Source organism: Streptomyces sp. NBC_00388 (assembly GCF_036061255.1).
GTDB lineage: Bacteria > Actinomycetota > Actinomycetes > Streptomycetales > Streptomycetaceae > Streptomyces.
In genome coordinates, this window is sequence record NZ_CP107948.1 from 595,419 (window position 1) to 622,263 (window position 26,845).

The 26,845-nt window shown below is 71.6% G+C and carries 22 protein-coding genes; 9 read left to right on the forward strand and 13 right to left on the reverse strand.

Annotated elements, in window-relative coordinates; translation table 11 throughout:
* The first annotated feature begins 32 nt into the window (after nt 1-32).
* A complete protein-coding gene (locus tag OG917_RS02750) occupies nt 33-353 on the forward strand; it encodes a hypothetical protein (protein ID WP_328315886.1) in 321 nt (106 codons plus the stop codon).
* 100 nt (nt 354-453) lie between these two features.
* Here OG917_RS02750 and OG917_RS02755 read toward each other — a convergent pair whose 3' ends face one another.
* Both OG917_RS02755 and OG917_RS02760 read right to left on the reverse strand, forming a co-directional pair.
* Complete coding sequence (locus tag OG917_RS02755; RefSeq protein ID WP_328315887.1) at nt 454-2,853, reverse strand: phosphoketolase family protein; 2,400 nt, start codon at nt 2,851-2,853, stop codon at nt 454-456.
* A 143-nt stretch (nt 2,854-2,996) separates the two neighbouring features.
* Nucleotides 2,997-3,860 (reverse strand): universal stress protein, encoded by an 864-nt coding sequence (locus OG917_RS02760; RefSeq protein WP_328315888.1) that lies wholly within the window; start codon nt 3,858-3,860, stop codon nt 2,997-2,999.
* Between the two features lie 268 nt (nt 3,861-4,128).
* On the opposite strand from OG917_RS02760, the gene OG917_RS02765 reads away from it, so the two are divergent.
* Together OG917_RS02765 and OG917_RS02770 are read left to right on the forward strand one after the other, a co-directional pair.
* A complete protein-coding gene (locus OG917_RS02765) occupies nt 4,129-4,863 on the forward strand; it encodes an SDR family NAD(P)-dependent oxidoreductase (RefSeq protein ID WP_328315889.1) in 735 nt (244 codons plus the stop codon).
* A 243-nt stretch (nt 4,864-5,106) separates the two neighbouring features.
* Nucleotides 5,107-6,516: a glycoside hydrolase family 76 protein gene (locus tag OG917_RS02770; RefSeq protein WP_328321615.1), complete on the forward strand. Its 1,410-nt coding sequence runs from the start codon at nt 5,107-5,109 to the stop codon at nt 6,514-6,516.
* Nucleotides 6,517-6,681: 165 nt separating this feature from the next.
* Here OG917_RS02770 and OG917_RS02775 read toward each other — a convergent pair whose 3' ends face one another.
* Nucleotides 6,682-7,515, reverse strand: a complete 834-nt coding sequence (locus OG917_RS02775; RefSeq protein ID WP_328315890.1) for a helix-turn-helix transcriptional regulator — start codon at nt 7,513-7,515, stop codon at nt 6,682-6,684.
* Between the two features lie 116 nt (nt 7,516-7,631).
* Here OG917_RS02775 and OG917_RS02780 point away from each other — a divergent pair, with 116 nt between their 5' ends.
* Nucleotides 7,632-8,696, forward strand: coding sequence for an aldo/keto reductase (locus OG917_RS02780; protein WP_328315891.1), 1,065 nt, complete (start codon nt 7,632-7,634; stop codon nt 8,694-8,696).
* Nucleotides 8,697-8,821: 125 nt separating this feature from the next.
* Here OG917_RS02780 and OG917_RS02785 read toward each other — a convergent pair whose 3' ends face one another.
* The 7 genes from OG917_RS02785 to OG917_RS02815 all read right to left on the reverse strand — a co-directional run bounded on the left by OG917_RS02785 (nt 8,822) and on the right by OG917_RS02815 (nt 18,809).
* Nucleotides 8,822-10,273, reverse strand: coding sequence for an amidase (locus OG917_RS02785; RefSeq protein ID WP_328315892.1), 1,452 nt, complete (start codon nt 10,271-10,273; stop codon nt 8,822-8,824).
* Between the two features lie 194 nt (nt 10,274-10,467).
* Complete coding sequence (locus OG917_RS02790) at nt 10,468-11,268, reverse strand: VOC family protein (protein WP_328315893.1); 801 nt, start codon at nt 11,266-11,268, stop codon at nt 10,468-10,470.
* Nucleotides 11,269-11,529: 261 nt separating this feature from the next.
* Entirely contained in the window at nt 11,530-12,537 is a 1,008-nt protein-coding gene (locus tag OG917_RS02795; RefSeq protein WP_328315894.1) for an ABC transporter substrate-binding protein, read from the reverse strand.
* Between the two features lie 3 nt (nt 12,538-12,540).
* The gene (locus tag OG917_RS02800) at nt 12,541-14,532 is read right to left on the reverse strand and encodes an ABC transporter permease (RefSeq protein WP_328315895.1); all 1,992 of its coding nucleotides are present in this window, start codon (nt 14,530-14,532) and stop codon (nt 12,541-12,543) included.
* Nucleotides 14,533-14,593: 61 nt separating this feature from the next.
* Entirely contained in the window at nt 14,594-15,715 is a 1,122-nt protein-coding gene (locus OG917_RS02805) for a quaternary amine ABC transporter ATP-binding protein (protein ID WP_328315896.1), read from the reverse strand.
* On the reverse strand, nt 15,712-17,271 hold the full coding sequence (locus tag OG917_RS02810) for a GMC family oxidoreductase (RefSeq protein ID WP_328315897.1): 1,560 nt from the start codon (nt 17,269-17,271) through the stop codon (nt 15,712-15,714). The genes OG917_RS02805 and OG917_RS02810 overlap by 4 nt, the downstream gene beginning before the upstream one ends.
* 62 nt (nt 17,272-17,333) lie before the next feature.
* Nucleotides 17,334-18,809 (reverse strand): aldehyde dehydrogenase family protein, encoded by a 1,476-nt coding sequence (locus OG917_RS02815; protein ID WP_328321617.1) that lies wholly within the window; start codon nt 18,807-18,809, stop codon nt 17,334-17,336.
* A 480-nt stretch (nt 18,810-19,289) separates the two neighbouring features.
* Between OG917_RS02815 and OG917_RS02820 the strand changes: the two genes are divergently transcribed.
* Entirely contained in the window at nt 19,290-20,087 is a 798-nt protein-coding gene (locus tag OG917_RS02820) for an SDR family oxidoreductase (RefSeq protein WP_328315898.1), read from the forward strand.
* Between the two features lie 165 nt (nt 20,088-20,252).
* Here OG917_RS02820 and OG917_RS02825 read toward each other — a convergent pair whose 3' ends face one another.
* Complete coding sequence (locus tag OG917_RS02825; protein ID WP_328315899.1) at nt 20,253-21,236, reverse strand: SDR family oxidoreductase; 984 nt, start codon at nt 21,234-21,236, stop codon at nt 20,253-20,255.
* Nucleotides 21,237-21,356: 120 nt separating this feature from the next.
* Between OG917_RS02825 and OG917_RS02830 the strand changes: the two genes are divergently transcribed.
* Genes OG917_RS02830 through OG917_RS02845 form a run of 4 tightly spaced genes read left to right on the forward strand, consistent with a single transcriptional unit; the run spans nt 21,357 to nt 24,887 of the window.
* Nucleotides 21,357-22,106 (forward strand): enoyl-CoA hydratase family protein, encoded by a 750-nt coding sequence (locus tag OG917_RS02830; RefSeq protein WP_328315900.1) that lies wholly within the window; start codon nt 21,357-21,359, stop codon nt 22,104-22,106.
* 32 nt (nt 22,107-22,138) lie between these two features.
* Entirely contained in the window at nt 22,139-22,987 is an 849-nt protein-coding gene (locus OG917_RS02835) for a CoA transferase subunit A (protein WP_328321619.1), read from the forward strand.
* Complete coding sequence (locus OG917_RS02840) at nt 22,984-23,769, forward strand: CoA-transferase subunit beta (protein WP_328315901.1); 786 nt, start codon at nt 22,984-22,986, stop codon at nt 23,767-23,769. The genes OG917_RS02835 and OG917_RS02840 overlap by 4 nt, the downstream gene beginning before the upstream one ends.
* Nucleotides 23,766-24,887, forward strand: coding sequence for an NAD(P)H-dependent flavin oxidoreductase (locus OG917_RS02845; protein ID WP_328315902.1), 1,122 nt, complete (start codon nt 23,766-23,768; stop codon nt 24,885-24,887). Before OG917_RS02840 ends, OG917_RS02845 begins: the two co-directional genes overlap by 4 nt.
* Nucleotides 24,888-24,968: 81 nt before the next feature.
* Here OG917_RS02845 and OG917_RS02850 read toward each other — a convergent pair whose 3' ends face one another.
* Together OG917_RS02850 and OG917_RS02855 are read right to left on the reverse strand one after the other, a co-directional pair.
* Nucleotides 24,969-26,126 carry an acetyl-CoA C-acetyltransferase gene (locus OG917_RS02850; RefSeq protein ID WP_328315903.1) on the reverse strand — a complete coding sequence of 386 codons (1,158 nt, stop codon included), beginning with the start codon at nt 26,124-26,126 and terminating at the stop codon, nt 24,969-24,971.
* Nucleotides 26,127-26,183: 57 nt separating this feature from the next.
* Complete coding sequence (locus OG917_RS02855; RefSeq protein WP_328321621.1) at nt 26,184-26,783, reverse strand: TetR/AcrR family transcriptional regulator; 600 nt, start codon at nt 26,781-26,783, stop codon at nt 26,184-26,186.
* Nucleotides 26,784-26,845: the final 62 nt, after the last annotated feature.

Genomic DNA, 26,845 nt, shown 5'->3' on the forward strand with positions numbered 1-26,845 from the left:
ACCGTATGGCCCGTACGAGACTTGGAGACCCCTTGAGGATTCCCGTTTCCCTGCCCCGCTGGGGGACCGCGACCGCGGCCGCCGGCCTGCTCCTGCTGGTGTCCGCCGGCGGGGCCGCGGCAGCCTCCCCCGCAGGAGCACAGCCGAGCGCGGCCCCGGCACACAGCACAGGGCGGCAGGCACCGGTCGCGCGGTCACTCGCAGACGCCTACCGGGGCATACAGGGGGTCAACTTCTGCCTGCTGGCCCGGTGCACGGTCGGCGACCAGGGGTCGGATAGCGGCTCGACCGGCCCCAGCAACACACAGGGAGCGAACTTCTGCCTGCTTGCCGTCTGCACCGTCCGCCCCTGACGGATCGGAAGACAGCCCCGGCAGACCGCCCCTGACGGAACGCGGCCCGCACGGTCCTCCTGACGGAGCCGTGCGGGCCGTACCGCTCGGCCGGCCGGTCTCAGCTCCCGGCGGGCCGCGGCTCCCAGGCCCAGTCGGCCACCTCGGGGAGATCGGTGCCGTGCTCGCGGATCCAGGCGTGGTGCCTGAGGCGGGTGTCCTCCATGGCCTGGCGGGCACGGGTGGCGCGTACCGCGAGCCCGGGGACCCGGTCGATGACGTCCAGCACCAGCCGGTAGCGGTCCAGGTCGTTGCGTACCACCATGTCGAACGGGGTGGTCGTGGTGCCGGACTCCTTGTAGCCGCGTACGTGCAGGTTGTCGTGGCCCGCCTGGCGGTAGGCGAGGCGGTGGATCAGCCAGGGATACCCGTGGTAGGCGAAGATCACCGGCTTGTCGCGGGTGAAGAGCGCGTCGTACTGCTTGCCGGAGAGCCCGTGCGGGTGCTCCGACTCCGGGAGCAGCCGGGCCAGATCGACCACGTTGACCACACGGACCGCGAGCCAGGGCAGGTGGCGGCGGATCAGCTGGGCCGCGGCGAGTACCTCCTGGGTGGGGACGTCGCCCGCGCAGGCCAGCACGACGTCGGGCTCCTCGCCCTCCCGCTCGGTACCGGCCCACTCCCAGACCCCGGCTCCGCGCGCACAGTGGGCGCGCGCCTGGTCGAGGGTGAGCCAGTCGAAGGTCGGCTGCTTGCCGGCCACGACCACATTGACGTAGTCCCTGCTGTGCAGCACGTGTTCGGCGACCGAGAGCAGGGTGTTGGTGTCCGGCGGGAGGTACACCCGCACGACTTCCGGTGACTTGTTGAGTACGTGGTCCACGAAGCCCGGATCCTGGTGGGAGAAGCCGTTGTGGTCCTGCCGCCAGACATGCGAGGTGAGCAGGTAGTTGAGGGAGGCGATGGGGCGGCGCCACGGCAGCGTGCGGGACACCTTGAGCCACTTGATGTGCTGGTTGACCATCGAGTCGACGATGTGGACGAAGGCCTCGTAGCAGGAGAAGAGCCCGTGCCGCCCGGTGAGGAGGTAACCCTCCAGCCAGCCCTGGCAGGTGTGTTCGGAGAGGATCTCCATCACCCGGCCGTGCCGGTCGAGGTGTTCGTCGACCCCGAGGGTCTGCGCCTGCCAGGCCTTCCCGGTGGCGGTGTACAGGGCCTCCAGCCGGTTGGACGCCGTCTCGTCGGGACCCACCACACGGAAGTCGCGCCGTTCCGCGGTGGCCGCCATGACCGCCTCCAGCAGGCCGCCGAGGACGCGGGTCGGTTCGTGCATGGCCGCGCCGGGGTGCGCGACCTCCACCGCGTACTCCTCCAGGGCCGGCACCGGAAGGTCGCGCAGCCGCAGCCCGCCGTTGGTGTGCGGGTTGGCTCCCAGGCGCAGGGGCCCGTCCGGGACACAGGCCAGCACCTCGGGACGTGGCCGGCCCGCCGCGTCGAAGAGTTCGTCCGGCCGGTAGGAGCGCAGCCACGTCTCCAGCTGCGCGAGGTGCTCCGGGTTCTCGCGGACTGCGGGCAGCGGCACCTGGTGGGCCCGCCACGTGCCCTCCACCGGCAGTCCGTCGACGCTGACGGGGCCGGTCCAGCCCTTGGGCGTGCGCAGCACGATCATCGGCCAGCGGGGGCGCTCGGTGCTGCCCTCCGCGCGGGCGGCGCGCTGGATGAGGGCGATGCGGTCCAGGGCGGTGTCCATCGCCGCGGCCATGGCCCGGTGGACCGTGTCCGGGTCGCCGCCGGTGACGTGCAGGACGTCATGGCCGTACCCGCGGAGCAGTTCGTCCAGCTCCGCCTCGGGGATGCGCGCCAGAACCGCCGGATTGGCGATCTTGTACCCGTTCAGGTGCAGGACCGGCAGGACGGCGCCGTCGCGCACCGGGTCGAGGAACTTGTTGGAGTGCCACGAGCCTGCCAGCGGGCCGGTCTCCGCCTCCCCGTCACCGATGACGCACGCGGCCAGCAGATCCGGGTTGTCGAAGGCCGCGCCGTACGCGTGGGAGAGGGAGTACCCCAGCTCACCGCCCTCGTGGATCGAGCCAGGGGTCTCGGGCGCGACATGGCTGGGCACCCCGCCCGGGAAGGAGAACTGACGGAAGAGCCGGGCCATGCCCTCCGCGTCCCGGCCGACGTCGGGGTACGTCTCGGAGTAGCTGCCGTCCAGCCAGGAGTTGGCCAGCACGGCAGGGCCGCCGTGCCCGGGGCCCCAGACGCACACCGTGTCCTGGCCGCGCGCCCGTGCGACGCGGTTCAGATGGGTGTGGACCAGGTTCAGCCCCGGTGAGGTGCCCCAGTGGCCGAGCAGCCGGGGCTTGATGTGCTCCGGCCGGAGCGGCTCGGTGAGCAGCGCGTTGTCCATGAGGTAGATCTGACCGGCCGACAGGTAGTTCGCGGCCCGCCAGTGGGCGACCAGCCCCGCGAGTTCCTCGTCGCCGACCGCCGCCGGCGCTTCCGTGCTGGTCTCGTGCATGGTGCTCCTCGCCTCATGGGTGGTGCCGCATGGTGCCTGCGGGGGGTCCGGTATGTGTGCCCCGTATCTCCTGGCCGGCCCGCCCCCGCGCCTGCCCGGCGTCATGACCGCCGCCGTGACGGCTGACCGGATGCCGTGGCCGCTCAGTCGTGCGGGACCACCGTCACCGGACACGGCGCGTGGTGCACGGCCGAGGACAGGACAGGGCCGACCGGCGGCGACTGCGGGGGACGGTTGGTGCGGCGCCCGACCACCAGGAGCCCCGCGCCCGCCGCGCCGCGGACGACGGCCTGGGCCGGGCTCTCCGTCCGAACCCTCCCGGCGGTCCTCACCTGCGGGAACTTCTCCTGCCATGGCCGCAGCGCCTCACTGAGCTCCTGCTGGGCGCGTTCGGTAGTGCGCCCGGAGGCGCGCGCGTCGATTCCGCTCCGGGTGTAGGCGTGCTCCGGAAGGCTCCGCCCGTGCACGGCCCGCAGCATGACGCCGCGTCTGGCTGCGGTGTCGAAGGCGAACGCGCACAACGCGTCGCACGGGCCGTGCAGCGACAGCCCCAGGACCACGGCGCCGTCGTCAGCCACCGGCCCGGTGGCCTCGCGCGCCCGTACGAGGACGACCGGGGCCCCGGCGCGTGCCACCACATGCAGGCCGATGTCACCCAGGTAGTAACTGGCCAGCGGAGCCATGTCCCGCGAGCCGAGCACCACCGCGTCCGAGTCACCCGCCGCTTCCAGCAGGGACTCCACCGGGTCGCCGTCCGACAGTTCCTCGACCACGGGCAGCCCGGGACACCGCTCGTCGACGACGACACGTGCCCGCTCCATGATCCAGCGGGGCAGATCCTGCGGGCCTCCCCCGTCCGCCGGCCCCCCGGGGCCTTCGGGGCGGGGCGCCCGTGCGTGCAGGATGCGCAGCGTCGCGCCGCGCAGCTGCGCCTCACGCGCGGCCCAGCGTGCCGCGGAGAGCGACTCGGCCCTGCTGTCCAGACCCACGGTGACGATCGGTTTCATGGCCGTGCTCCGTTCTCCGCGCGGGTCTCCGCGCGAGTTCTCCCCGCACGCTGCCGCGGCGTGGCCCGGTTACGGTCGATCCACGCTCGCACCGCCGGCGCCAGGACCGTACTGCATCCGATTCTCGGCGCGAGGGACACACGCCCGCAAACGCAGCGGCCCTCCGCGGCCCGCGGAGGATAACCCCGGCCGGGCCTGCTGCCGCCCCGCTCCTTAGGGTGGATATCCCGTCGCAGGACGCCCGCATCACGGAAGCCCGAGGTATCCCATGACCCGCAGTCCTGTCACCGTCGTCACCGGAGGCAGTCGCGGCATCGGCGCCGCGGCCTGCCTGCGGCTCGCCGCTGACGGCCACCATGTCGCCGTCGGGTACCGGTCGGACGCCACCGCGGCAGAGGCCGTCGCCGCTTCGGTACGCGCGACCGGCCGCCGCTCCGTGGCGGTCCAGGTCGACACCACCGACGAGACCGCGGTGGCCGGGCTCTTCGAGACCGCGGCCGCCGAACTCGGTGTGGTGACCGGACTGGTCAACAACGCCGGGGTGAGCGGACCCGTCGGCCCGCTCGCCGACGCGGACGCGGCGGGTATCCGTCAGGCCCTGGACGTGAATGTCGTGGGCTATCTGCTCTGCGCACGTCAGGCGATCCGTGTCATGACACCGTCCGGCGGAGGTTCCATCGTCAACATCTCGTCCGCCGCCGCCACCCTCGGCAGCCCGGGCGAGTACGTCCACTACGCCGCCGCCAAGGCAGCCGTGGACGCCCTGACCATCGGCCTCTCGAAGGAGACGGCCGCTGCGGGCATCCGCGTCAACTGCGTCGCGCCGGGTGTCATCAGGACGGAGTTCCACCTGGACCCCGAACGCCCCGACAAGCTCGCCTCCACCGTGCCGATGGGCCGGGCGGGCCTCCCTGACGAGATCGCGGGCGCCGTCTCCTGGCTCCTGTCGGACGACGCGTCGTACGCCACCGGGGCGATCCTGCGGGTGGCGGGCGGCAGGTGACACCCGTCGCCGCTGTTCCGTCACGGACCGGCTCCGTCGCGGCCGGATCGGATCCGGCCGCGACGGAGCCCGGTCCGTGACGGAGCCGGTCTGTGACGGAGCCGGTCTGTGACACAGGGTCCCTTTTTGACATGCCCCTGATATCTTGTTCGCCGCTCGCCCGGGCGCCGACCCGACGCCCTCCGTCCCACCCGGAAGGCTCACATGTCCCCCACACCCAGACGGCTGACCCTCCTCGCCGCCATGTCGTGCCTGCTCCTCGGCTTCCTTCCGCAGGCCGCCTCCGCCGGAACCGAGGCGGCGATCTGCAACAAGTACTGCGATGCCCGCGATCCCTCCGGTGCGACGGGGGACAGAACGCCGGTCACCGCCTCGATCTACTCGCGCACCGTCGCCCTGCATCTCTCTGACAACGATGTCATGGGGTGGGCCTCCATCGACAACGGCAACGCGGGCGACGAGGTATGGCTGGACCGCTCCTTCGACGGCGGCAGAACCTGGTCGTCGGGCAGCAAACTGGGGGACACCAGCACCCCGTCGGGATCGGCGGGCTGGCGCACCCAGATGTACAACGTCGACGACTGGAACACGGCCGGGGTGGGCGCACTCCGCGCCTGCGGAAAGGCCGGGGACCGGGCCGAGGTCGCCTGTACGGAGTGGGCCCGCACGGACTGGAACGCGGGCAGCAGGAGCACCGCCGCCGCGACCGCGCTGATGATGTCGTACGACAGGAACACCGGCCTGTTCGGCGGCAACGGCTGGTGGACCAGTGCCAACGCACTGACGGCCGTCATCGACAACATCCGGACCAGTGGCATGTCCAGCTACACGTACGCCGTGTCCAGCACCTACGACAAGAACATCGGCGCGCAGGGCGGCAACTTCACCAACGACTACCTCGACGACACCGGCTGGTGGGGGCTCGCCTGGGTCGCCGCGTACGACCTGACCGGCGACAGCCGCTACCTCACCACCGCACGCGCCGACGCCGACCACATGTTCGCCAACTGGACGGACGCCTGCGGGGGCGGAGTGCTGTGGAACGAGACCAAGACATACAAGAACGCGATCACCAATGAACTGTTCCTCCAGCTCAACGCCGCTCTGCACAACCGCATACCCGGCGACTCCGCCTATCTGGACCGGGCGGAGAACGAGTGGAAGTGGTTCAGCGCGAGCGGCATGATCAACTCGGACCACATGATCAACGACGGTCTGAACGACGACTGTTCCAACAACGGCCAGCAGACCTGGACCTACAACCAGGGTGTGGTCCTCGGCGGACTGACCGAACTGCACCGGGCGACCGGTGACAGCACACTGCTGGACACCGCGCGGACCCTGGCCGGCGCCTCCACCACCCGGCTGGAGACCGACGGAGTGCTCCGCGAGCCCGGCGAGTCCGACGGGTGCACCGGCGACGGCCCGTCGTTCAAGGGAGCCTACGTCCGGGGGCTCGGCACGCTCGACGGGGAGCTGTCGGACCACCCGTACAGCACGGCGCTGAAGCGGTGGGCGGAGGCCGCACACAGCAAGGACCGCAACGCGCTCGACCTGTACGGACCGCACTGGAACGGCCCCTGGGCCGGAACACCCGACTACGGCTGCCAGCAGAGCACGCTCGACCTGCTCAACGCCGCTCCCGCGAGCTGAGGGCGGCCGCTGCGCCCGGGACCGGTCGCCTCCCCTCGCGCCGCGCCCGCTGCCCGGCACGCCCGAGCGCTCATTCCTGCGTGCTTCCGGAACCGGTCGCGAGACCGCGTCCGGAAGCACGCCGGAGTGGTTCTCCGGCTCGGCGTACGGAAGGACGGCCCCCTCTCACCCCACGCACAACCGGCCCAGCGCCGCGCGGCTCTCGTCGTCCGCGGCGCGGTAGATCACCAACCGCTGGCCCGGATCCTCAAGCGGCGTCAGCACTTCGAACTGCACGGTGATCACACCGACGACCGGGTGCCGCATCACCTTGTTCCCACGGCCGTTGACCTTGATATCCCGCTCGGCCCACAGTCGTGCGAATTCCTCGTTGGACGTGGTGAGTCCGGCGATGAGATCGCCCAGCGCCCGGTCCTCCGGATGCGCGGCCCAGGCGGCGCGAAGGTGGGCGATCCCCTCCCGCACGACGCGTTCCCTGTCGACATAGAGCTCACGGATCCGCGGATGCATCAGGCACAGCCACATCGCGTTGCGCTGCTCCGGCGGCAGCGTGTCGAAATCCGTCAGCAGCCCCGCCATTTCGCCGTTCCAGGCCAGGATGTCGTAGCGGTGGTTCAGCAGCATGACCGGCAGCGGCGACAGATCGGCGACCAGCCGGGCCAGCGAAGGGGCCGCAGTGGTTACGGGTCTGCCGGCGCTGCGGGGGCGCTGCCGGGTCAGGTCGAAGAGGTAGGCGCGTTCGTCGGGGGCCAGGCGCAGCGCCCCGGCCAGCGCCTCCACCACGCTCGCCGAGGGTCGCAGTCCGCGGCCCTGCTCCAGCCGCACGACGTAGTCGACGCTGACCCCGGCCAGTTCGGCGACCTCTTCGCGGCGCAGCCCCGGGGTCCGCCTGGCCTGCCTGCGCGGCGGCAGGCCGAAGTCGTCCGGGTCCAGGCGCTCGCGCCGGGTCCGCAGGAACGCGGCCAGCTCCTGTGTCGTGTCCACTGTGCGGGTCGTCATGCCCGTCCAACAGCCTGGGTAGGACTCGTGTTCCCAGGAACTTCCGTCCCTTACCTCTGGCCGGCGGCCGTCACAGTCTTGTTCTCGACGACGGATCACCGACTCAGGAGGACACGATGCCGCTCACCCTCGAAAGCTACCGGCTGCTGGGCCGCTCCGGGCTGCGAGTCTCACCCCTGGCACTCGGCGCGGCGACCTTCGGCACCGAATGGGGCTGGGGCGCCGAGCAGGACGAGGCGCGCAAGCTGTTCGACCTCTACGTCGAGCGCGGAGGCAACTTCATCGACACCGCCAACACCTACACCAATGGCGGCTCCGAGCGGCTGCTGGGCGAATTCACCCGAACCAACCGCGAAAGCCTGGTGCTGGCAACGAAATACACGGCACTGCGCCGCCCCGGCGACCCTAATTCCGGGGGCCCGCACCGCAAGAGCCTGTTCGCGTCGGTGGAGGCGAGTCTGCGGCAGCTGAATACGGAGTACATCGATCTGCTCTACCTGCACGTGTGGGATTTCACGACACCGGTCGAGGAGATCCTGCGCGGCCTGGACGATCTGGTCCGGCAGGGCAAGGTCCTGTACGTCGCGATCTCGAACGCCCCGGCCTGGCAGGTGTCGCGCATGCAGGCGATCGCCGACCTGCGCGGCTGGTCGCCGCTTGTCGCACTGCAGATCGAGTACAACCTGGTCGAACGTACCGGGGAGCGTGACCTGATCCCCATGGCACGCGAGATGGGCCTGGGCGTGGTGCCGTACTCTCCGCTGGCCGGCGGGGTGCTCACCGGCAAGTACAGCCGCGACGACCTGACCGCGGCGAGCGCCCCGGCCGACGACGGCACGCGCAGGAATTTCAACATCGCCAACGGCGGGCTCACCGAACGCAACCTGGACGTCGCCGATGTCGTGAAGGACGTCGCCACGGAGCTGGGCCGGACAACCGCCCAGGTCGGTCTGGCCTGGACCCTGCAGAACCCGGGTGTGACGACGTCACTCATCGGCGCCCGTACCCCCGCTCAGCTGGAGGACAATCTGGGCGCCCTGGAGGTCGAGTTCACCGCCTCCCAACTGGCCCGCCTCGACGCGGCGGGCGCGATCGAGCCCGGCTACCCGCACGCCATGCTCGCCGGTGACAGGATGCGCGCGGTGACCCACGGCACCATGAGCGTCGAGACCCGCCGCTGAAATCGCCCGGGCCCCGGGGGCGGGGATACCACCGCCCCCGGGGCAATCACCGGCACACTTGTCCGGTGGTCGACGCTCTTCCTTCCTCCTCCCCGCGATCCGGCTCGCAGCAGCCCCGACAGGCCCTACGCGGGTGCCTGGAAGCCGCCGATTTCCTGTTCGAGCAGTTCGGCCAGCCGCAGCGGGGTGCGGTCCTCGGACATCGGGCCGATGAGCTGCACTCCCACCGGCAGGCCCTCCGGGGAGAGGCCCGTCGGTATGGCGGTGGCGGGCAGTCCGGGCATGGTGGCGAGACCGGCCCAGACGAGCTGGTCGAAGTACGGGTACGGGACGCCGTCGATGTCGAGCCGGCGTTCCTCCGGATGAGGGTTGTGGTCGTGCGGGAACGCGGGAGTGGGCGTGATGGGACACACCACCACGTCGAACTCGGCGAACAGGTGCCGCCAGCCGTGCCGGTGGACCTCGCGGCGGTTGTTGGCGTCGATCCAGTCGAGGTGCCGGAACACCATGCCGCGCAGCCGGGCCGCATCAAGGCTCCGGTCGTCCGGGCTCAGCCCGGCGGCGCGGGTCCGCAGTTGCTCGTACGACTCGACGGGAAAACGTGCGACGGTGCTCGAAAACAGCAACTGCGTGTAGAGGAGGGCTGCTTCGGTCAGATCGGGCAGCAGCGGACTGTGCCGTTCCACACGGGCGCCGCCGTCGGCGAGCGCACCGGCCACCTTGTCCACGCCCGCGCGCACGGCGGATCCGGTCGGGATGAACGGATGCTGGTCGAGGACCAGGACCCGGAAGTCGCGGAGCCGCTCGTGACGCGCGGGCGGCAGCTTCAACGTGTGTGCCACACCGAGCGTCAGCGGGTCCGGCCCGGCCATGATGTCGAGCAGCAGCGTGAGGTCGCGGGCCGTGCGGGCCATCGGACCCACGACGGCGAGGTCGTGATCCCCCGGCAGCGCCGGGACGCCCGGCGGCACCATGCCGCGGGTCGCCGCGAGTCCGAGGGTCGGCTTGTGCGCGTAGACACCGCAGAAGTGTGCGGGGGTGCGCAAGGAACCGGCGATGTCGGAGCCTATGGAGAGCGCACCGAATCCGGACGCCAGGGCCGCCGCTGAGCCGCCGGAGGACCCACCGGGCGTACGACGGTGATCCCAGGGGTTGTTGGTGGTGCCGTAGATCTCGTTGAAACTCTGCACATCTTGCAGGCCCCGCGGCACATTGGTCTTGCCCAGCACCACCGCGCCCGCGTCCTTGAGCCGGGCCACCTGGACCGCGTCCTCGGCCGGCAGGTGGTTCCGGTGCGGCGGCAGTCCCCACGTCGTGGGCAGGCCTGCGATGTTGTAGGACTCTTTGACCGTCACCGGAATACCGAGCAGCGGCCGGTCCTCTCCGCGGGCGCGCGCCTGGTCGGCGCCGTCCGCGGCGGCCCGTGCACGGTCGAAGTCCGGCACGCAGATCGCATTGATTTCTTCGTCGTCCCGCTCGATGCGGGCGATCGCCTCGTCGGTCAGTTCCGCCGAACTCACTTCACCAGCACGCAAGGCAGCCGCGATTTCTCCGGCCGTCCGAAATTTCGACTCCATGATTTCGACCGTAGCGGCCCCTGCCAGGAGCCACGAAATACCATTTCGCGCAACGGGAACGAGAGCTGATCACACGTCACTTCTCTCTCCGGCCGGAGAGAGAGCCTCCCGGGCCGCCGGGCGGAACCGGGCGAGCCTGACCCGGCCCGGCCGAGCCCGCCCGGTCGGGTCGGGTCAGGTCAGGTCAGGTCAGGTCAGGTCATGGACGGGTCGCCCTTGATCAGTGCGAACATCGCGCCTGCCGGGTCCGTGAGCAGGGCCAGCCGGCCGACGCCCGGAACGCTGCTCGGCGGCATCAGAGCCGTGGCGCCGCGTCCGGTGGCCGCGGCGAATGTGGCGTCGCAGTCCTCGACACCGAAGTACGGGTGCCACTCCGGCCGCGCTCCGGCGTCCAGGTTCTCCTGGGGAAGCTGCATGATGCCGCCGTGGCTGGTGTCGTCACCCTTGCCTCCGCCCGGCGCGGAAACGATGGTGTACACCATGCCGTCGCCCATGGACATGTCCTGGTACTCCCAGGAGAAGACCGCACGGTAGAAGGACTTCGCCGCCGCCGTGTCGGCGGTGTGCAGCTCAGTCCAGCACATCGCGTCCGGCTCCATGACGGTGTCCAGGCCCTGCACATCGCCCGGTTGCCAGACCGCGAAGTCGGCGCCCGCCGGGTCGGTGAAGCCCGCCATGCGACCGGCGGTGAAGACGTCGGCCGCCGGGAAGCGGACGGTACCGCCGGCCTGCTCCACGGCGCGGGCGGTGGCTTCGGCGTCGGCCGTGTGGAAGTACACCGTCCAGGCGGAGCTCGCACCCTCCTCCGTCAGCAGGCCGATGGCTCCCACCGTTCTGCCGCCCTTCTGGAGGAAGCCGTAGCCCCCCGCCTCGGGACCCGCCGACTGGAAGGTCCAGTCGAACACGCCGGTGTAGAACGCGACGGCTGCGTCGATGTCCGGGGCGCCGAGGTCGAGCCAGTTCGGCGAGCCAGGGACGTAGTGGGTCGTCAGCACGGGGAACCTCCGGTGTACGCGTGGTGGTGGCCGGCCGTACACGGACCGGATTCCCTCTCGCGCCCGGTGAGCACGGCGGCCACTGACCTGTCGTCCCATGGGTACCGGCGTGCCCCGCCGCCGAAACAGCATGGGCGGCCGGGCCCTGCGGACGGCTCCCGGCCCCCACCCGGACGGCGCAGCGCGGCCGGCCGCGGCCCGTAAGGACCGCGGCCGGCCGCGCTCGTCGGCCGCGGCTCCCGCGCCGTGGCCCTGCTCCCGTCACTCCGTGCCCGGAAGCCACTTCTTCCAGACGGCGGGGTTCTGGTCCACCCAGCGCTTGGCCGCCTCGTCCGCCGAGAGGCCCTGCGACGCGATCATCGCGGAGACCTTGTTCTGGTCGTCCTTCGTCCACTTGAACTTCTTCAGGAACGTGGCGGCGGCGCCTCCGGTCCTGGTGAAGTCGGTGTTGAAGTACTTCTGCAGGGGCGTCGACGGGTAGGCGCAGTCGACGGACTTGGGGTCCTTCACCCCCTTGTCCGCGCACTTCGCGGTGTAGCGGGGGAGCTTGACCTCCTTCATCGGCACCTGGTTGAAGAGCCACTGCGGTTCGTACCAGTAGGTGAGGAAGGGCTTCTTCTCCTTGGCGAACTGCTGGATCTGGGTGATCTGCGCGGCCTCCGACCCGGCGAAGACCACGTCGTAGTCCAGCTTGAGGTTCTTCACCAGCGCCTTGTCATTCGTGACATAGGACGGCGAACCGTCCATGAGCTGGCCCTTGCTGCCGCTCTCCGCCGTACGCAGTTGCCCCGCGTACTTGTTGAGGTTCTTCCAGTCGGTGACGTCGGGGTGTTTGTCCGCCCAGTACTTCGGGACGAACCAGCCGATGTGACCGGTGACTCCGAGGTCGCCGCCCGCCGTGATCGTCTTCTTGTCCTTGACGTACCGCTTCTCCTGGTCGGGGTGGCCCCAGTCCTCCAGGATCGCGTCGACGCGGCCCTGGCTGAGGGCGTCCCAGGCGGGAATCTCGTCCACCTGGACGGTGTCGACCCGGTAGCCCAGCCGGTGTTCGAGCAGATACTTGGCGACGGCCACGTTCGCCTGGGCACCGACCCAGCTCTGCACCGAGAGTGTGACGGACTTGGCGCCCTTGGCCGCTGCGAACGGTGAGGACTGCTTCGTCATATCGGCGGCTCCGCAGCCGCTGAGCGAGACCAGCAGGGCTGCCGAGGCCAGGGCGGCGAGGCCGGTTGTGGCGCGGCGGGTGCCACGGGTACGTGTACGGGTCACGGCTCAGGCTCCCTTCCGTGTGCGGCGTTCGGTGGGCTGGGTGACGCGGTCGAGCATGAGGCCGAGGCAGACGATGGCCACACCGGCGACGAGCCCGACGGCCAGGTCGCCCGTGGCCAGTCCGGTGACAACGTCGTAGCCGAGCGCCCCGCCACCGACCAGACCGCCGATGATGACCACGGCGAGAACGAGGACCACGCCCTGGTTGACGGCGAGCAGCAGCGCCGGGCGGGCCAGCGGCAGCTGGACCTGGCGCAGCGTCTGCAGCCGGGTGGCGCCGAGCGACCTGGCCGCTTCCACGGCGGCGGGGTCGACCTGGCGCAGGCCCTGGGTGGTGATGCGGATGACGGCGGGCAGGGCGTAGACGACCGCGGCCGCGGCGGCCGGGGCGCGGCCCACAGCGAAGAGCGCGACGACCGGGATGAGGTACACGAACTGCGGCATGGTCTGCATGACGTCCAGGACCGGGCGCAGTACGGCCTCGGCGCGGCGGCTGCCCGCGGCGAGTATCCCGGCGCCGAATCCGATGACGAGTGTGACGACGAGTGCGGCCAGGACCTGCGAGAGCGTGTCCATGGACGGCTTCCACATGCCGAGGACGCCGATGGCGCAGAGTGCGAGTACCGCGGTGAGGGCGGTCTGCCAGGTGCCGATCAGCCAGGCGAGGGCGGCGACGATCAGCAGCGCGCCCCACCAGGGCAGGCCGGTCAGTCCGTCCCTGAGCGGGTCCAGGATCCACGAGGTGAAGTGCGCGGCCCAGTCGGCGGTGCCGCCGACGACGGGCACTCCGGAGTAGAGGTGGTCGACCATCCACTCCTTGAAGTCGTCGACCGGCCGTGCGATGGCCACCGTGTATCCCCCGGGCCAGAGCGTGGAGCCCGCCAGCCGGCCGGCCACCGCGACAAGCGCGGTGGCCACGGCCGCGAGCGCCCAGCCGCGCGGGCCGCGCAGTGCGGCGGGCCCGGAGGGCTCGGTGCCGAGCCGGGTCCCGGCTGCGGCGGTGGTGCGGTCCATGACGATGGCCAGCAGCACGATCGGGATGGCCGCGGCCAGCGCCCCGCCGACGTCGACGGAGGCCAGCGCCTGGTAGACGCGGTCACCGAGGCCGCCGGCTCCGATGAGGGAGGCGATGACGACCATCGAGAGCGCCATCATGATGGTCTGGTTGAGGCCGAGGAGAAGCTCCTTGCGGGCCAGCGGAAGCCGGGCGGTGACGAGTCGCTGGCGTGCCGTGGAGCCGAGCGAGGCGACGGCCTCCAGGACCCCGGCGTCGGCGCCGCGCAGCCCGAGCGCGGTGAGCCTGGCCATCGGCGGCGCCGCGTAGACGACGGTGGCGAGCAGCGCGGCAGGGACGCCGATGCCGAACACCAGGACCACGGGCAGCAGATACGCGAAGGCGGGCAGCACCTGCATGGTGTCGAGCACCGGGCGCAGGATGCGGAACATCCGGTCGGAGAGACCGCCCGCAAGACCCAGCACCGCTCCGACGACGGCGGACACCACGACGGCCACCACCATGAGTGCGAGCGTCTGCATGGTCGGCACCCACATGTCCAGCACGCCACTGACCAGGAAGGAGACCAGTGCGGTGGCGGCGATGCGCCATCCGGCCACCCGCCAGGCCACCAGGGTGACCGCGGCGGTGACCCCGGTCCAGCCGAGGGCGAGCAGCACCAGGTAGACGGCGCGTACGGCGATGACCACGGCGTTGCTCAGATAGCCGAGGAAGTAGAGGAAGAGCGGGTGGGTGTCGCGGTTGTCGATGATCCAGTCGCTGACGTGGCCCAGGGGCGCCGAGACGTCCACGGTGAGCGCGCCGGGCCACAGCCCGCTGGACCAGACGGCGTTCGCGATCGGTACGAGGACGGCGGCGGCGACGGCGAGCACCACGAGTTTGCCCGCGCCCCGGTGGAGCAGCGCGGTACGGATCCTGGCGGCCCTGCCGGGGGCGGCCGGGCTCTCGGTGCGCGGGGGCGCGGCGGTGGCGGCTGTCATGCGCGCCTCCGCATCGCCGCGCGGGCCGGGGGGACGGGCGCGGAGGCCGGGTGCGTACACATCAGGCGGCCACCCCGCTCGGGTCCGGGTTCTCGTCCAGGCGGGCCACCACGGCGAGCAGGCAGGCGTGGTCCACGATGCCCAGGCACCGCTCCCCCTCGACGACGCGCACGGCGCCTCCGGAGCGGACGACGGTGTCGATGGCGTCGGATATGAGCGTGCCGGGGGCCACCGACTCGCCCTCCTCCGCCTCGTTTCCGCGCGCCTGGCGCATGGCACGGCGGACCGTGAGGACCTGTTCACGCGGCACGTCGCGGACGAAGTCGCGGACGTAGTCGTCGGCGGGCGAGCCGACGATCTCCTCCGGAGTGCCGAGCTGCACGATCCTGCCGTCGCGCATCAGCGCGATGCGGTCGCCCAGGGTCAGGGCCTCGGACAGGTCGTGGGTGATGAAGACCATGGTGCGGCCCTCGTCCCTGTGCAGCCGGACGACCTCCTCCTGCATGTCCCGCCTGATGAGCGGGTCGAGCGCGCTGAACGGCTCGTCGAAGAGCAGGACTTCGGGGTCGACGGCGAGTGCGCGGGCCAGGCCGACCCGCTGCTGCTGGCCGCCGGAGAGCTCGCTCGGGCGCCGGTCCTCCAGGCCCGTCAGGCCGACCTTCTCGATGAACTCGGCGGCCTTGGCGCGGCGTTCGGCGCGGCCGACGCCCTGGATCTCCAGCCCGTAGGCGACGTTGTCCAGGACGGTGCGGTGCGGGAGCAGACCGAAGTGCTGGAAGACCATGGCGGCGCGGTGGCGGCGCAGTTCGCGCAGCGCGGTCTTGTCCATGGCACGGACGTCCTCGCCGTCCATGGTGAGGTCGCCGCTGGTGGGCTCGATGAGCCGGGTCAGACAGCGCACCAGCGTCGATTTGCCGGAGCCGGAGAGGCCCATGACGACGAAGACCTCGCCCTCACGGACGTCGAAGGAGACGTCACGCACGGCGGCGGTGCAGCCGGTGCGCTCTCGCAGCTCTCCGGCGGACAGGCCGGTCAGCGAGCTGTCGCCGGGAATCCGCTCGGCGCGGGGGCCGAAGACCTTCCAGAGGTTGCGTACGGAGAAGACGGTGCCGCGCTTGCCGTCCGCCGGGTCCGGTGCCGGCGGTGTGGCCGGTCCGCCGGCGGCGGGGGTGGTCGCTGTCATGCCGCACCGCCCTGGGCGGGGGTGGCGGTCAGGAGTTCGGCGCACTTCTCGCCGACCATGAGGACTCCGATCATGGGGTTGACCGAAGGCATCGTCGGGAAGACGGACGCGTCGGCGATCCGGATCCCGGAGAGTCCGCGGATCCGCAGTTCTGGGTCGACCACGGCCAGGGCGTCGTCGGGCGCGCCCATCCTGCACGTGCCCGCCGGGTGGTAGACGGTGTGCGCGACCTTGCGGGCGTACTCGCTGATGTCCTCGTCGGAGGTGACATCGGGGCCCGGGCAGACCTCGCGCTTGAGCCAGTGGGCGAGCGGTTCGGTCTTCGCGATCTCACGGGCGAGGCGGATGCCGTCGACCAGTGTCCGGCCGTCGTAGTCGTCCTCGTCGGTGAAGTAGCGGAAGTCCAGGGCCGGTTTGACCTCGGGGTCGGCGCTGGTGAGGTAGAGACGGCCGCGGCTGCGCGGCTTGGGGATGTTGGGCGTCATCGACACGCCGTGCTCGGGCTTCTCGTAGCCCAGCCGCTCGGGGTTGTCGGTGAAGGGGATCTGGTAGAAGTGGAACATCAGGTCCGGACCGCGCGATCCGGGGTCACGGCGGACGAAGAGTCCGGCGTCGGAGTCCATCGCCGAGTTCTCCGGGATGGGCCCGTCGGTCTCCCACACGATGACGGACTCGGGGTGGTCGAGGAGGTTCTCGCCGACGCCCGGCAGATCGTGCACGACGGGGATGCCGAGGGCCTCCAGGTCCCGCTTCGGGCCGATGCCCGACAGCATCAGCAGCCGGGGGGTGTCCACCGCGCCCGCGCAGACCAGTACTTCGCGGGCGGCCCGCAGCAGCACCTCGTCGCCGTCCTTGGTGCGCACGTGCACCCCGGTGGCGCGGGTGCCGTCCAGTTCGAGGCGGTGGGCCCAGGTCTCCAGCATGATCGTGAGGTTGGGCCGGTCCCCCGCCTCGATGTGCGGGTGCAGATAGGCGACCGAGGCCGAGGAGCGCTTGTTGTTCTCCGGGTGGTACGCGAGGTCGAAGAAGCCGACGCCCTCGTGGAAGGGCTTCTTGTTGAAGCCCTCGACGCGCGGGACACCCGCCGCCTTCTGCGCGGCGGTAACGAAGTCACCGGCGATGGCGTTCCGGTCCTTCTCGCCGACCGGGACGATGTTGTTGCGGAGCTTGGAGAAGTACGGGTCCATGGACTTCGCGTCCCAGCCGGCCGCGCCGTGCTCGGCCCACTCGTCCCAGTCGCCGGGCAGCGGCTTGAACGAGATCAGGGTGTTGTGCGAGGAACAGCCGCCGAGGACCTTGGCGCGGCTGTGCAGGATGTGCGAGTTGCCGCGCGGCTGCTCGGTGGTGGGGTACGCGTAGTCCAGGTCACCGCCGAGCAGGCCGAGCCAGCGGCGCAGGGTGAGGACGTCGTCGCGGTCGATGTCGGTCGGGCCGCCCTCGACGACGACGACGCTGACGTCGGGGTCCTCGGTGAGCCGGGAGGCGATGACCGAGCCGGCGGTGCCGCCGCCGACGATGACGTAGTCGGCGGTGACCGTGGAGTGCTCCGGTGGCATGAGGCGTTGCTCCTTCTGCAAAGTGCTGACGGTCGTACGTGTTACTGGGAACAGACGGGCAGTCAGCCCGTGAACCAGCGGACCGGTGCGGGCCGGAGGTTCTCGTAGATGTGCTTGGACTCGCGGTACTCGTCCAGGCCGGTGGGGCCCAGCTCACGGCCGATACCGGACTTGCCGAAGCCGCCCCACTCCGCCTGCGGGAGGTAGGGGTGGTAGTCGTTGATCCAGACGGTGCCGTGCCGCAGCCGGGCCGCGACGCGGCGGGCGCGGGCGGTGTCGGCCGACCAGACGGCGCCGGCCAGCCCGTACTCGGTGTCATTGGCCAGTGTCACCGCCTCCTCCTCGTCGCGGAAGGTCTCGACGGTGAGGATCGGGCCGAAGGTCTCCTCGCGGACGACCTTCATCTCGCGGTGGCAGCCGTCGAGGACGGTGGGCGCGTAGAAGTACCCGGTGGCCGGCCGGTCGCCGGACGGTTCGGGGCGGCTGCCTCCGCAGCGCAGCTGCGCCCCTTCGGCCAGCGCGGACGCCACGTACGCCTCGACCTTGTCCAGCTGCTGCTGGGAGACGAGCGGTCCGCACTCGACGCCGTCGGCGGTGCCGCGGCCCAGCTTGATCCGCTCGGCGCGGCGGGCCAGTTCGGCGACGAAGCGGTCGCGGACGGACTCCTCGACGATGAGCCTGGCACCCGCCGAGCAGACCTGGCCGCTGTGGATGAAGGCGGCGTTCAGCGCCTGGTCGACGGCGGTGTCGAAGCCCTCCTCGGTGGCGCAGGCGTCGGCGAAGACGACGTTGGGGTTCTTGCCGCCCAGTTCCAGGGCGATCTTCTTCGCACCGGCGACGGCCGCCCTCGCGGCCGTGGTGCCGCTGGCCAGGCCCCCGGTGAAGGAGAACAGGTCGACCTGCGGGTGTTCGGCCAGCCGGGCACCCACCGGGACACCGGGCCCCGTCACGATGTTGGCCACTCCGGCGGGCAGTCCGGCCTCGGCAAGGAGCTTCACCAGGTGGACCGTGGAGAGGGGGGTGACCTCACTGGGCTTGACGACGAAGGTGTTGCCCGCGGCGAGCGCCGGTGCGATCTTCCAGCTGGCCTGAAGCAGCGGGTAGTTCCAGGGCGTGATCAGCGCGCAGACGCCGACCGGCTCATGGACGACGACACTGTGCACATCGGGCGAGCCGGCATCCACGACCCGGCCGCCGCTCTCGTTCATGACCAGATCGGCGAAGTACCGGAAGGCATTGGTGACGTCGTCCACGTCGACCCGGCCCTCTTCCAGGGTCTTGCCGGTGTCGCGGCTCTCGATGAGCGCGATCTCCTCGCGGTCGCGCTGGAGCAGCCCGGCGACCCGGCGCAGCAGCGCGGCGCGTTCGGCCACCGGGGTGCTCGGCCAGTCCCCCCGGCCGCCCGCGAAGGCGGTGTGCGCGGCCAGTACGGCGGCGTCCGCGTCCGCGGCGCCGCCTTCGGCCACGCTCTGCAAGGGGGTTGCGTCGGCGGGGTCGAGGACCTCCCGTGTGGCGCCGGATGCGGCGCCCCGCCACATCCCGTCTACATGAATGGTCTCGCTTGCCGACACGTGTGTTCTGCCTTTCCTCACTGAACCGATGCCGCTGGTTCAACCAGCGGTCTGGTCACCTCCCCGCTGGGCCTTTACCTATGCCTGAACATCAACAGAAAGTGACCCGGCTCACTCACCGTGCACCGCATAGGCCCGGCCGGAGCGGTCACAAGGTGAACCGGAACTCCGCCCGGGCACCACAAAACGTCCGCAGCCGCCGAATTCGGGACGGAGTCGGCGGACGGGGCCCGGCCACCCGCCGGTTGCCGTCGAGCAGCACGGCATCGCACGGCGCCTCGCGGTCCGGCGGAGACCCACCCCGTGGGCGATTCCCCCGCCCGCCGGCGGAACGCCCGGGATCCGGCACACCCTGGCTCACCTACCTAACGCTTGGTAGGTTGACTGTGCACCAGCTCCCCCGGCCGTCCCTGTCGATGCCGGGCCCGGACGGCACGGAGGCGGCTCATGACCATCAGCAACCCGGCGGACTTCACCGGACGAGCAGTCGTCGTCACCGGCGGCACCAAAGGCATCGGATACGCGATCGCCGAGGCGTTTCTCGCCGCAGGGGCCGAAGTGCTCGTCTGCGGCCGGGGCGAACCAGGTTCGCTGCCCGCCGCAGACGGGCGCACCGCGGCCTTCCTCGCGGCGGACGTACGCGATCCCGACGCGGCGGCGGGCCTCGTCGACCACGCGGCAGCCCTGTTCGGCCGGCTGGACACGCTCGTCAACAACGCGGGGGGCTCACCCGAATCGGACGCCGCCACCGTCTCGCCGCGGTTCGTCGAGCGGATCGTCGCACTCAATCTGCTGGCACCCTTCTACACGGCCCAGGCGGCCAACCGCGTCATGCGGACGCAGGAGCAGGGCGGCTCGGTGGTGAACATCGGCAGCGTCTCGGGGCACGACCCGCAGCCGGGTACGGCCGCCTACTCGGCGGCCAAGGCCGGGCTGCTCGGCCTGACGCGCGCCCTGGCACTGGAGTGGGCGCCGCTGGTCCGCGTCAACCACATCACGACGGGGCTGATCCGGACCGAGAACGCGGCAGCCGTCTACGGCGGCGACGGGGGCGCGGCAGTAGCGCGGACCATCCCCATGGGGCGGATGGCCGTCCCGTCCGACGTGGCCGACGCCTGCCTGTACCTGGCGGGCCGTCAGGCGTCGTACGTGAACGGGGCCGACCTCGCGGTCCACGGGGGCGGCGACGTCCCGGGGCGCTATCTTGCGGCACGCTCGGCCCCGGCCGCCGCAGCGACCGCCTGACGGGCCGACATGCTGACGGACCGACGGGCCGACGGGCCGGCAGGCTGACGGGCCGCACCGGTCCGCTCCCGCCACCCTGTCCCCGTGGCCGCACCCGGCCGCCGCGGGCGCACCGGGTGCGCCGGACTCCGTGCGGGCGCACCCGCGGCGCCCGCACGGCGGCGCTCACCGCGCGCCGTACACCGGCTGCGCGGGCTCGGCAGCGGCGAGCAGCCGCAGCGCCGCCTCGCCCGCCTCCACCGGTGTCCAGCGCGCCCCCTTGTCGGCGCCGGGACCCGGGCGCCACCCCTCCATGACCGTGATCCGCCCGGCCTCCGCCTCGAAGACCCGGCCGGTCACCCCGCCGGACGCCCCGGAGGCGAGCCAGACCACGAGCGGCGAGACGTTCTCCGGGGCCATCGCGTCGAAACCGCCGTCACCGGTCGCGGTCATCGCGTCGGCGAAGACCGTCTCGGTCATCCGGGTGCGGGCCGCCGGGGCGATGGCGTTGACCTGCACGCCGTAACGCCCCAGTTCGGCCGCGGCGACCAGGGTCAGCCCGAGGATCCCGGCCTTGGCCGCCGCGTAGTTGCCCTGCCCCACACTGCCGAGCAGCCCTGCGCCGGAACTGGTGTTGACCACCCTGGCCTGCGGCATCCGCCCGGCCCTGGCCTCCGCACGCCAGTGCGCCCCGGCGTGCTTGAGCGCCAGGAAGTGCCCCTTGAGGTGGACGCGCATGACCGCGTCCCAGCTCTCCTCGTCGAGGTTGACGAGCATCCTGTCCCGCAGGAATCCGGCGTTGTTGACGAGGACGTCCAGCCGTCCGAAGGCATCGAGTGCGGTGGCGACCAGCGACGCCGCACCGTCCGTCGTGGCGATGTCGCCGCCGTGGGCGACCGCCTCGCCGCCCGCCGCCACGATCTCGTCCACCACCTCCTGAGCCGGTCCTGCCGAGCCGCCGGCTCCGTCGAGCCCGACCCCCAGGTCGTTGACGACGACCCGGGCGCCCTCGGCCGCCAGGGCGCGCGCGTGGGCGCGGCCCAGACCGCGGCCGGCGCCCGTGACGACGGCGACCCGCCCCGCGCAGATCCCCCGACTCGCCCCCGTGACGCCGTCCGCCGTCTCCCCCGGGCGGGCCCCGGTGCCTTCCGTGTTCTGTGCTGCCGTCATCCCACTTCTCCTCTTCGGCTGTCGTACGGGTGGGGCGCCGGGCGCCCCCTCCCGCGGTACGCGATCCACTGCTACCTTCTCACCTAACAAATGTTTGGTGGAAAGGTAGCTGATCTGCTCATGGGTGTCTCCACCTCAAGCCCGCACAACGGCGTCGCCGTGGTCACCGTCGACTTCCCCCCGGTCAACGCGCTGCCCGTCAAGGGCTGGTACGACCTGGCGGCAGCCGTACGCGCGGCGGGCGCCGACCCGGCCGTGCGCTGCGTGGTGCTCACCGCCGCCGGGCGCGGATTCAACGCCGGAGTCGACATCAAGGAAATGCAGCGCACCGATGGCCACGAGGCCCTGGTGGGCGCCAACAGCGGCTGCGCCGAGGCGTTCGCCGCGGTGTACGAGTGCGAGGTGCCGGTGGTCGCGGCCGTGGCGGGCTTCTGCCTGGGCGGCGGGATCGGCCTGGCGGGCAACGCCGACGCCATCGTGGCGAGCGACGACGCGACGTTCGGCCTCCCCGAGCTGGACCGGGGCGCCCTCGGCGCCGCGACCCACCTCGCCCGCCTGGTCCCCCAGCACCTGATGCGCACCCTCTACTACACCTCGCGCACGGCCACCGCCCGGGAGCTGCACCACCACGGCTCGGTCTGGGAGGTCGTCCCCCGTGCGGAACTGCTGGACGCGGCCGTGCGGCTGGCGTCCGAGATCGCCGCCAAGGACGGCACCCTGATCCGCCTCGCGAAGGCGGCCATCAACGGGATCGACCCGGTCGACGTCCGCCGCAGCTACCGCTTCGAGCAGGGCTTCACCTTCGAGGCCAATCTGCTGGGCGTCGCCGACCGCGTCCGTGACACCTTCGGAAGCAAGGAGAAGTCGTGAGCGGCGATGTCCCCGGGGAGACCGGGAAGATCATGACGCCGGACGAGGTCGCCGGCCGGCTGCGCAGCGGGATGACGATCGGGATCGGCGGCTGGGGCTCGCGGCGCAAGCCGATGGCGCTCGTCCGGGCCCTGCTGCGGTCGGACGTCACCGACCTGACCGTCATCTCGTACGGCGGCCCCGATGTGGGCCTGCTGGCCGCCGCCGGGAAGATCCGCAAACTGGTGGCCGCCTTCGCCACGCTCGACTCCATTCCGCTGGAACCGCACTTCCGTGCGGCACGCCAGCGCGGGGACTTCGAACTGACCGAGCTGGACGAGGCGATGTTCATGTGGGGGCTGACCGCCGCCACCCACCGGCTGCCGTTCCTGCCGGTACGGGCCGGCCTCGGCTCGGACGTGATGCGGGTCAACCCCGAGCTGCGGACGGTGACTTCGCCCTACCCGGACGGCGAGGAGCTGGTGGCGGTGCCCGCACTGCGGATGGACGCCGCGCTCGTCCACCTCAACCGGGCCGACGCGCGGGGCAACGCCCAGTACCTGGGCCCCGATCCGTACTTCGACGACCTCTTCTGCGACGCGGCCACCGACGCCTACGTCTCCTGCGAACGCATCGTGCCGAGCACGGAGTTCGCCGCTGCGGGCCCGCCGCAGACCCTGCTGGTCGGACGGCAGTCGGTGACCGGGGTCGTCGAGACACCGAACGGCGCCCACTTCACGTCCTGCGTGCCCGACTACGGGCGGGACGAGCCGTTCCAGGCGGCGTACGCGAAGGCCGCGGCGGACCCGGCGGCCTGGCGGGAGTTCACCGCGCGCTTCCTCTCCGGGGACGAGGACACCTATCAGGCCGCGGTCGCGGCGTTCGCCGGGGAGGACGCATGACCACACAGGACGCCACCACAGGGACGGGGACCGATGTCACCCGCGCCGAGTACTGCGTCATCGCCTGCGCCGAGGCATGGCGCGGCGACGGCGAGATCCTGGCCAGCCCGATGGGCACCGTACCTTCCGCCGGTGCCAGGCTCGCCCGGCTGACCTTCTCCCCCGGCCTGCTGCTCACCGACGGCGAGGCCCTGGTGATCGGCGACGTCCCCGCCATCGGCGCCGCGGCCGAGGTCGTCGAGGGCTGGCTGCCGTACCGGCGGCACCTGGCCATGGTGACCGGCGGCAAGCGCCACGTGATGATGGGCGCCAGCCAGCTGGACCGGTACGGGAACCAGAACATCAGCTGCATCGGAGACTGGAAGCAGCCCGCCAGACAGCTGCTCGGGGTACGAGGTGCCCCGGTCAACACCATCAACAACCCGACGAGTTACTGGGTGCCCCGGCACTCGGCCCGGGTCTTCGTCGACAAGGTCGACATGGTCAGCGGCGTCGGCCATGACCGCGCCGCCGCCGCGGGCCCTTCGGCGACCCGCTTCCACCAGCTCCGCCGGGTCGTCACCGATCTGGCCGTGCTGGACTTCGAGACGCCGGACGGGACACTGCGCGTCCGCTCGCTGCACCCGGGGGTGAGCGCGCAACGGGTGCGCGAGGCCACCGGGTTCCCGCTCGCCATCGCCGACGACGTCCCCCGTACCCGCGAACCGAGCGCGGAGGAACTCCGGCTGATCCGTACGGTCATCGACCCCAACGGGCTGCGGGACCGCGAGGTGCGGGCATGACCGGGCCCGGCGCCGGTCCGTGCGCCACGCTGTCCACCCCGCTCACCGAGCTGGCCGGCGTACGCCATCCGATCGTGCAGACCGGCATGGGGTGGGTCGCGGGCCCCCGTCTGGTGTCGGCATCGGCCAACGCAGGGGCGCTGGGCATCCTGGCCTCCGCGACCATGACTGTGGAGCAATTGCGCGCGGCGGTGCGGGAGGTCAAGTCCCGTACGGAGCAGCCCTTCGGCGTCAATCTCCGCGCCGACGCGGGCGACGCCGGGGAGCGGGTGGACCTCATCATCGCGGAGGGCGTACGGGTGGCATCCTTCGCGCTCGCGCCCTCCGAGGCGCTGATCGGACGTCTGAAGGAAGCGGGCGTCGTCGTCATCCCGTCGATCGGTGCGCGCCGGCACGCCGAGAAGGTGGCCGCGTGGGGCGCCGACGCGGTCATCGTGCAGGGCGGCGAGGGCGGCGGGCACACCGGCGAGGTCGCCACCACCGTGCTGCTTCCGCAGGTCGTCGACGCGGTGGACATCCCGGTCATCGCCGCGGGCGGTTTCCGTGACGGCCGCGGCCTGGTGGCGGCCCTCGCCCAGGGCGCGGCCGGCATCGCGATGGGCACCCGCTTCCTGCTCACGTCGGACAGTACGGTGCCGGACGCCGTGAAGGCGGAGTATCTCGCGGCGGGCGTCAGGGACATCACCGTCACCACCAAGGTCGACGGGCTGCCGCACCGGATGCTCCGCACCCCTCTCGTCGCCTCACTGGAACGCTCGGGGCGGGCCGCTGCCCTGCTGCGGGCACTGCGGCACGCAGCCGGTTTCAAGGCGCACTCCGGCCTCGGCTGGGCCGGGATGGTCCGCGACGGCCTGGCCATGAAGCACGGGAAGGACCTGACCTGGAGCCAGGTGCTGCTGGCGGCCAACACACCGATGATGCTCAAGGCGTCCATGGTGGACGGCCGCCCCGATCTGGGCGTGATGGCATCAGGACAGGTGGCCGGCCTGATCGATGATCTGCCGTCCTGCGCGGAACTCGTCGCCCGCGTCATGTCGGAGGCGCGGGACACCCTGCGCTCGCTGGCGGCGCTGGAAGCGGCGGCGGCCGTCCCGCAGGCGGCTGCCGGGACCGGCTGAGACGCCGGACCGGCCGGCGGCCGTGCGGCCCCGGCATCCGCGGATGCCGGGGCCGCACGGCCGTCGTCCGTCTCCACGGCGTCAGAGGCGCTCGATGATGGTGACGTTGGCCTGGCCGCCGCCCTCGCACATGGTCTGGAGGCCGTAGCGCCCGCCGGTGCGCTCCAGTTCGTGCAGGAGGGTCGTCATCAGCTTGGTCCCGGTCGCTCCGAGCGGGTGGCCCAGCGCGATGGCGCCGCCGTTGACATTGACCTTCTCCGGGTCCGCGCCGGTCTCCTTCAGCCAGGCCAGCACCACCGGGGCGAACGCCTCGTTGATCTCGACCAGGTCGATGTCGTCGATGGACATGCCCGCCTTCTTCAGCGCGTACGCCGTGGCCGGGATCGGCGCGGACAGCATCCGGATGGGGTCCTCGCCGCGCACCGAGAGATGGTGGATACGGGCGCGCGGCGTCAGCCCGTGTTCGCGTACGGCCCGTTCGGACGCGAGCAGCATGGCCGACGCACCGTCGGAGACCTGGGACGAGACGCCCGCGGTGAGCCGGCCGCCGTCCACGACGGGTTTCAGAGAGGCCATCTTCTCCAGCGAGGTGTCCCTGCGCGGCCCCTCGTCGGTGGTCACCTCGCCATGGGCGACGGTCTCACGCGCGAAGCGCCCCTCGTCGATGGCCCGGATCGCGCGCTGGTGCGAGCGGAGCGCGAACTCCTCCATGTCGGTACGGGAGATGCCCCACTTTTCGGCGATCAGTTCGGCGCCGTGGAACTGGTTGACGGGCCGGTCACCGTAGCGCGCCCGCCACCCCCGCGATCCCGCGTACGGCCCTTCGGTCAGCCCGAGCGGCTCGGCGGCCTGCCGGCTGGCGAAGGCGATCGGGATCATCGACATGTTCTGGGTGCCGCCCGCGACCACGAGGTCCTGGGTGCCGGAGAGCACTCCCTGGGCGGCGAAGTGCACGGCCTGCTGGGAGGAGCCGCACTGCCGGTCGACGGTCACCCCGGGCACCTCCTCGGGGAGCCCGGCGGCCAGCCAGCTCGTCCGGGCGATGTCCCCGGCCTGCGGGCCGACCGTGTCCAGGCAGCCGAGGACGACGTCCTCGACGGCGGACGGGTCGATACCGGAGCGCTCCACGAGCGCCCTGAGCACATGCGCGCCGAGGTCGGCCGGGTGGACGGTGCTGAGCCCGCCCTTGCGCCGTCCGACCGGGGTGCGTACCGCTTCGACGATGTAGGCCTCGGCCATGACTGCTCCTCCATGGGGAACCTGGTGGTGCCGGCCGCCCGGTGGGGGGCGGCCGGTCTACGAGTGCTGGTGGGGCCCGGACGCGATGCCCTCAAGCACCATCGCGAGGTACTGGCGGGCGATCTCCTCCGGGCTGTGCTGTCCGCCCGGCCGGTACCAGCTCGCGGCGACCCAGACGGTGTCCCGCACGAAGCGGTAGGTGAGGCGGACGTCGAGGTCGCCGCGGAAGGCCCCTTCGGAGACCCCGCGTTCGAGCGTTCCGAGCCAGGCCTTCTCGTACTTCTCCTGCGAGTCGGCGAGATAGCCGAAGCGCGGCTGCAGCGAGAGGTACCTGGACTCCTTCTGGTAGATGGCGACCGCGGCACGGTGGCGGTCGATCTCCCGGAAGGACTCGGTGACAAGGGCTTCGATGGTCTCCCTGGGGCCGAGGCCGGAGGCGAGTACGGAGTCGTACCCGGCCCACAGCTCGTCCAGGAACGTGGTCAGGATTTCATCGAGCATCGACTCCTTGGAGTCGAAGTGGTAGTAGAGGCTGCCGGCCAGGATCCCGGCCTCGTCCGCGATCTTGCGCACGGTGGTGGCGTTGTAGCCCTGGGCTGCGAACACCTCGGCAGCGGTGGCGAGCAGCTCGCTGCGCCGCTCAGGCGAGGGGCTCATCGCGCTCTTCTTCGCCGCGGGAGCTCTCGTGGCGGCGGGCATGTTCTTGGCGGCGGGCGCAT

Coding starts and splice junctions, on each gene's coding strand:
- OG917_RS02755 (WP_328315887.1), bottom strand. CDS start 2,853: ATGCACGAGACCAGCACGGAAGCGCCGGCGGCGGTCGGCGACGAGGAA.
- OG917_RS02760 (WP_328315888.1), bottom strand. CDS start 3,860: ATGAAACCGATCGTCACCGTGGGTCTGGACAGCAGGGCCGAGTCGCTC.
- OG917_RS02765 (WP_328315889.1), top strand. CDS start 4,129: ATGACCCGCAGTCCTGTCACCGTCGTCACCGGAGGCAGTCGCGGCATC.
- OG917_RS02770 (WP_328321615.1), top strand. CDS start 5,107: ATGTCGTGCCTGCTCCTCGGCTTCCTTCCGCAGGCCGCCTCCGCCGGA.
- OG917_RS02775 (WP_328315890.1), bottom strand. CDS start 7,515: ATGACGACCCGCACAGTGGACACGACACAGGAGCTGGCCGCGTTCCTG.
- OG917_RS02780 (WP_328315891.1), top strand. CDS start 7,632: ATGCCGCTCACCCTCGAAAGCTACCGGCTGCTGGGCCGCTCCGGGCTG.
- OG917_RS02785 (WP_328315892.1), bottom strand. CDS start 10,273: ATGGAGTCGAAATTTCGGACGGCCGGAGAAATCGCGGCTGCCTTGCGT.
- OG917_RS02800 (WP_328315895.1), bottom strand. CDS start 14,532: ATGACAGCCGCCACCGCCGCGCCCCCGCGCACCGAGAGCCCGGCCGCC.
- OG917_RS02805 (WP_328315896.1), bottom strand. CDS start 15,715: ATGACAGCGACCACCCCCGCCGCCGGCGGACCGGCCACACCGCCGGCA.
- OG917_RS02810 (WP_328315897.1), bottom strand. CDS start 17,271: ATGCCACCGGAGCACTCCACGGTCACCGCCGACTACGTCATCGTCGGC.
- OG917_RS02815 (WP_328321617.1), bottom strand. CDS start 18,809: ATGTGGCGGGGCGCCGCATCCGGCGCCACACGGGAGGTCCTCGACCCC.
- OG917_RS02820 (WP_328315898.1), top strand. CDS start 19,290: ATGACCATCAGCAACCCGGCGGACTTCACCGGACGAGCAGTCGTCGTC.
- OG917_RS02825 (WP_328315899.1), bottom strand. CDS start 21,236: ATGACGGCAGCACAGAACACGGAAGGCACCGGGGCCCGCCCGGGGGAG.
- OG917_RS02830 (WP_328315900.1), top strand. CDS start 21,357: ATGGGTGTCTCCACCTCAAGCCCGCACAACGGCGTCGCCGTGGTCACC.
- OG917_RS02835 (WP_328321619.1), top strand. CDS start 22,139: ATGACGCCGGACGAGGTCGCCGGCCGGCTGCGCAGCGGGATGACGATC.
- OG917_RS02840 (WP_328315901.1), top strand. CDS start 22,984: ATGACCACACAGGACGCCACCACAGGGACGGGGACCGATGTCACCCGC.
- OG917_RS02845 (WP_328315902.1), top strand. CDS start 23,766: ATGACCGGGCCCGGCGCCGGTCCGTGCGCCACGCTGTCCACCCCGCTC.
- OG917_RS02850 (WP_328315903.1), bottom strand. CDS start 26,126: ATGGCCGAGGCCTACATCGTCGAAGCGGTACGCACCCCGGTCGGACGG.
- OG917_RS02855 (WP_328321621.1), bottom strand. CDS start 26,783: ATGAGCCCCTCGCCTGAGCGGCGCAGCGAGCTGCTCGCCACCGCTGCC.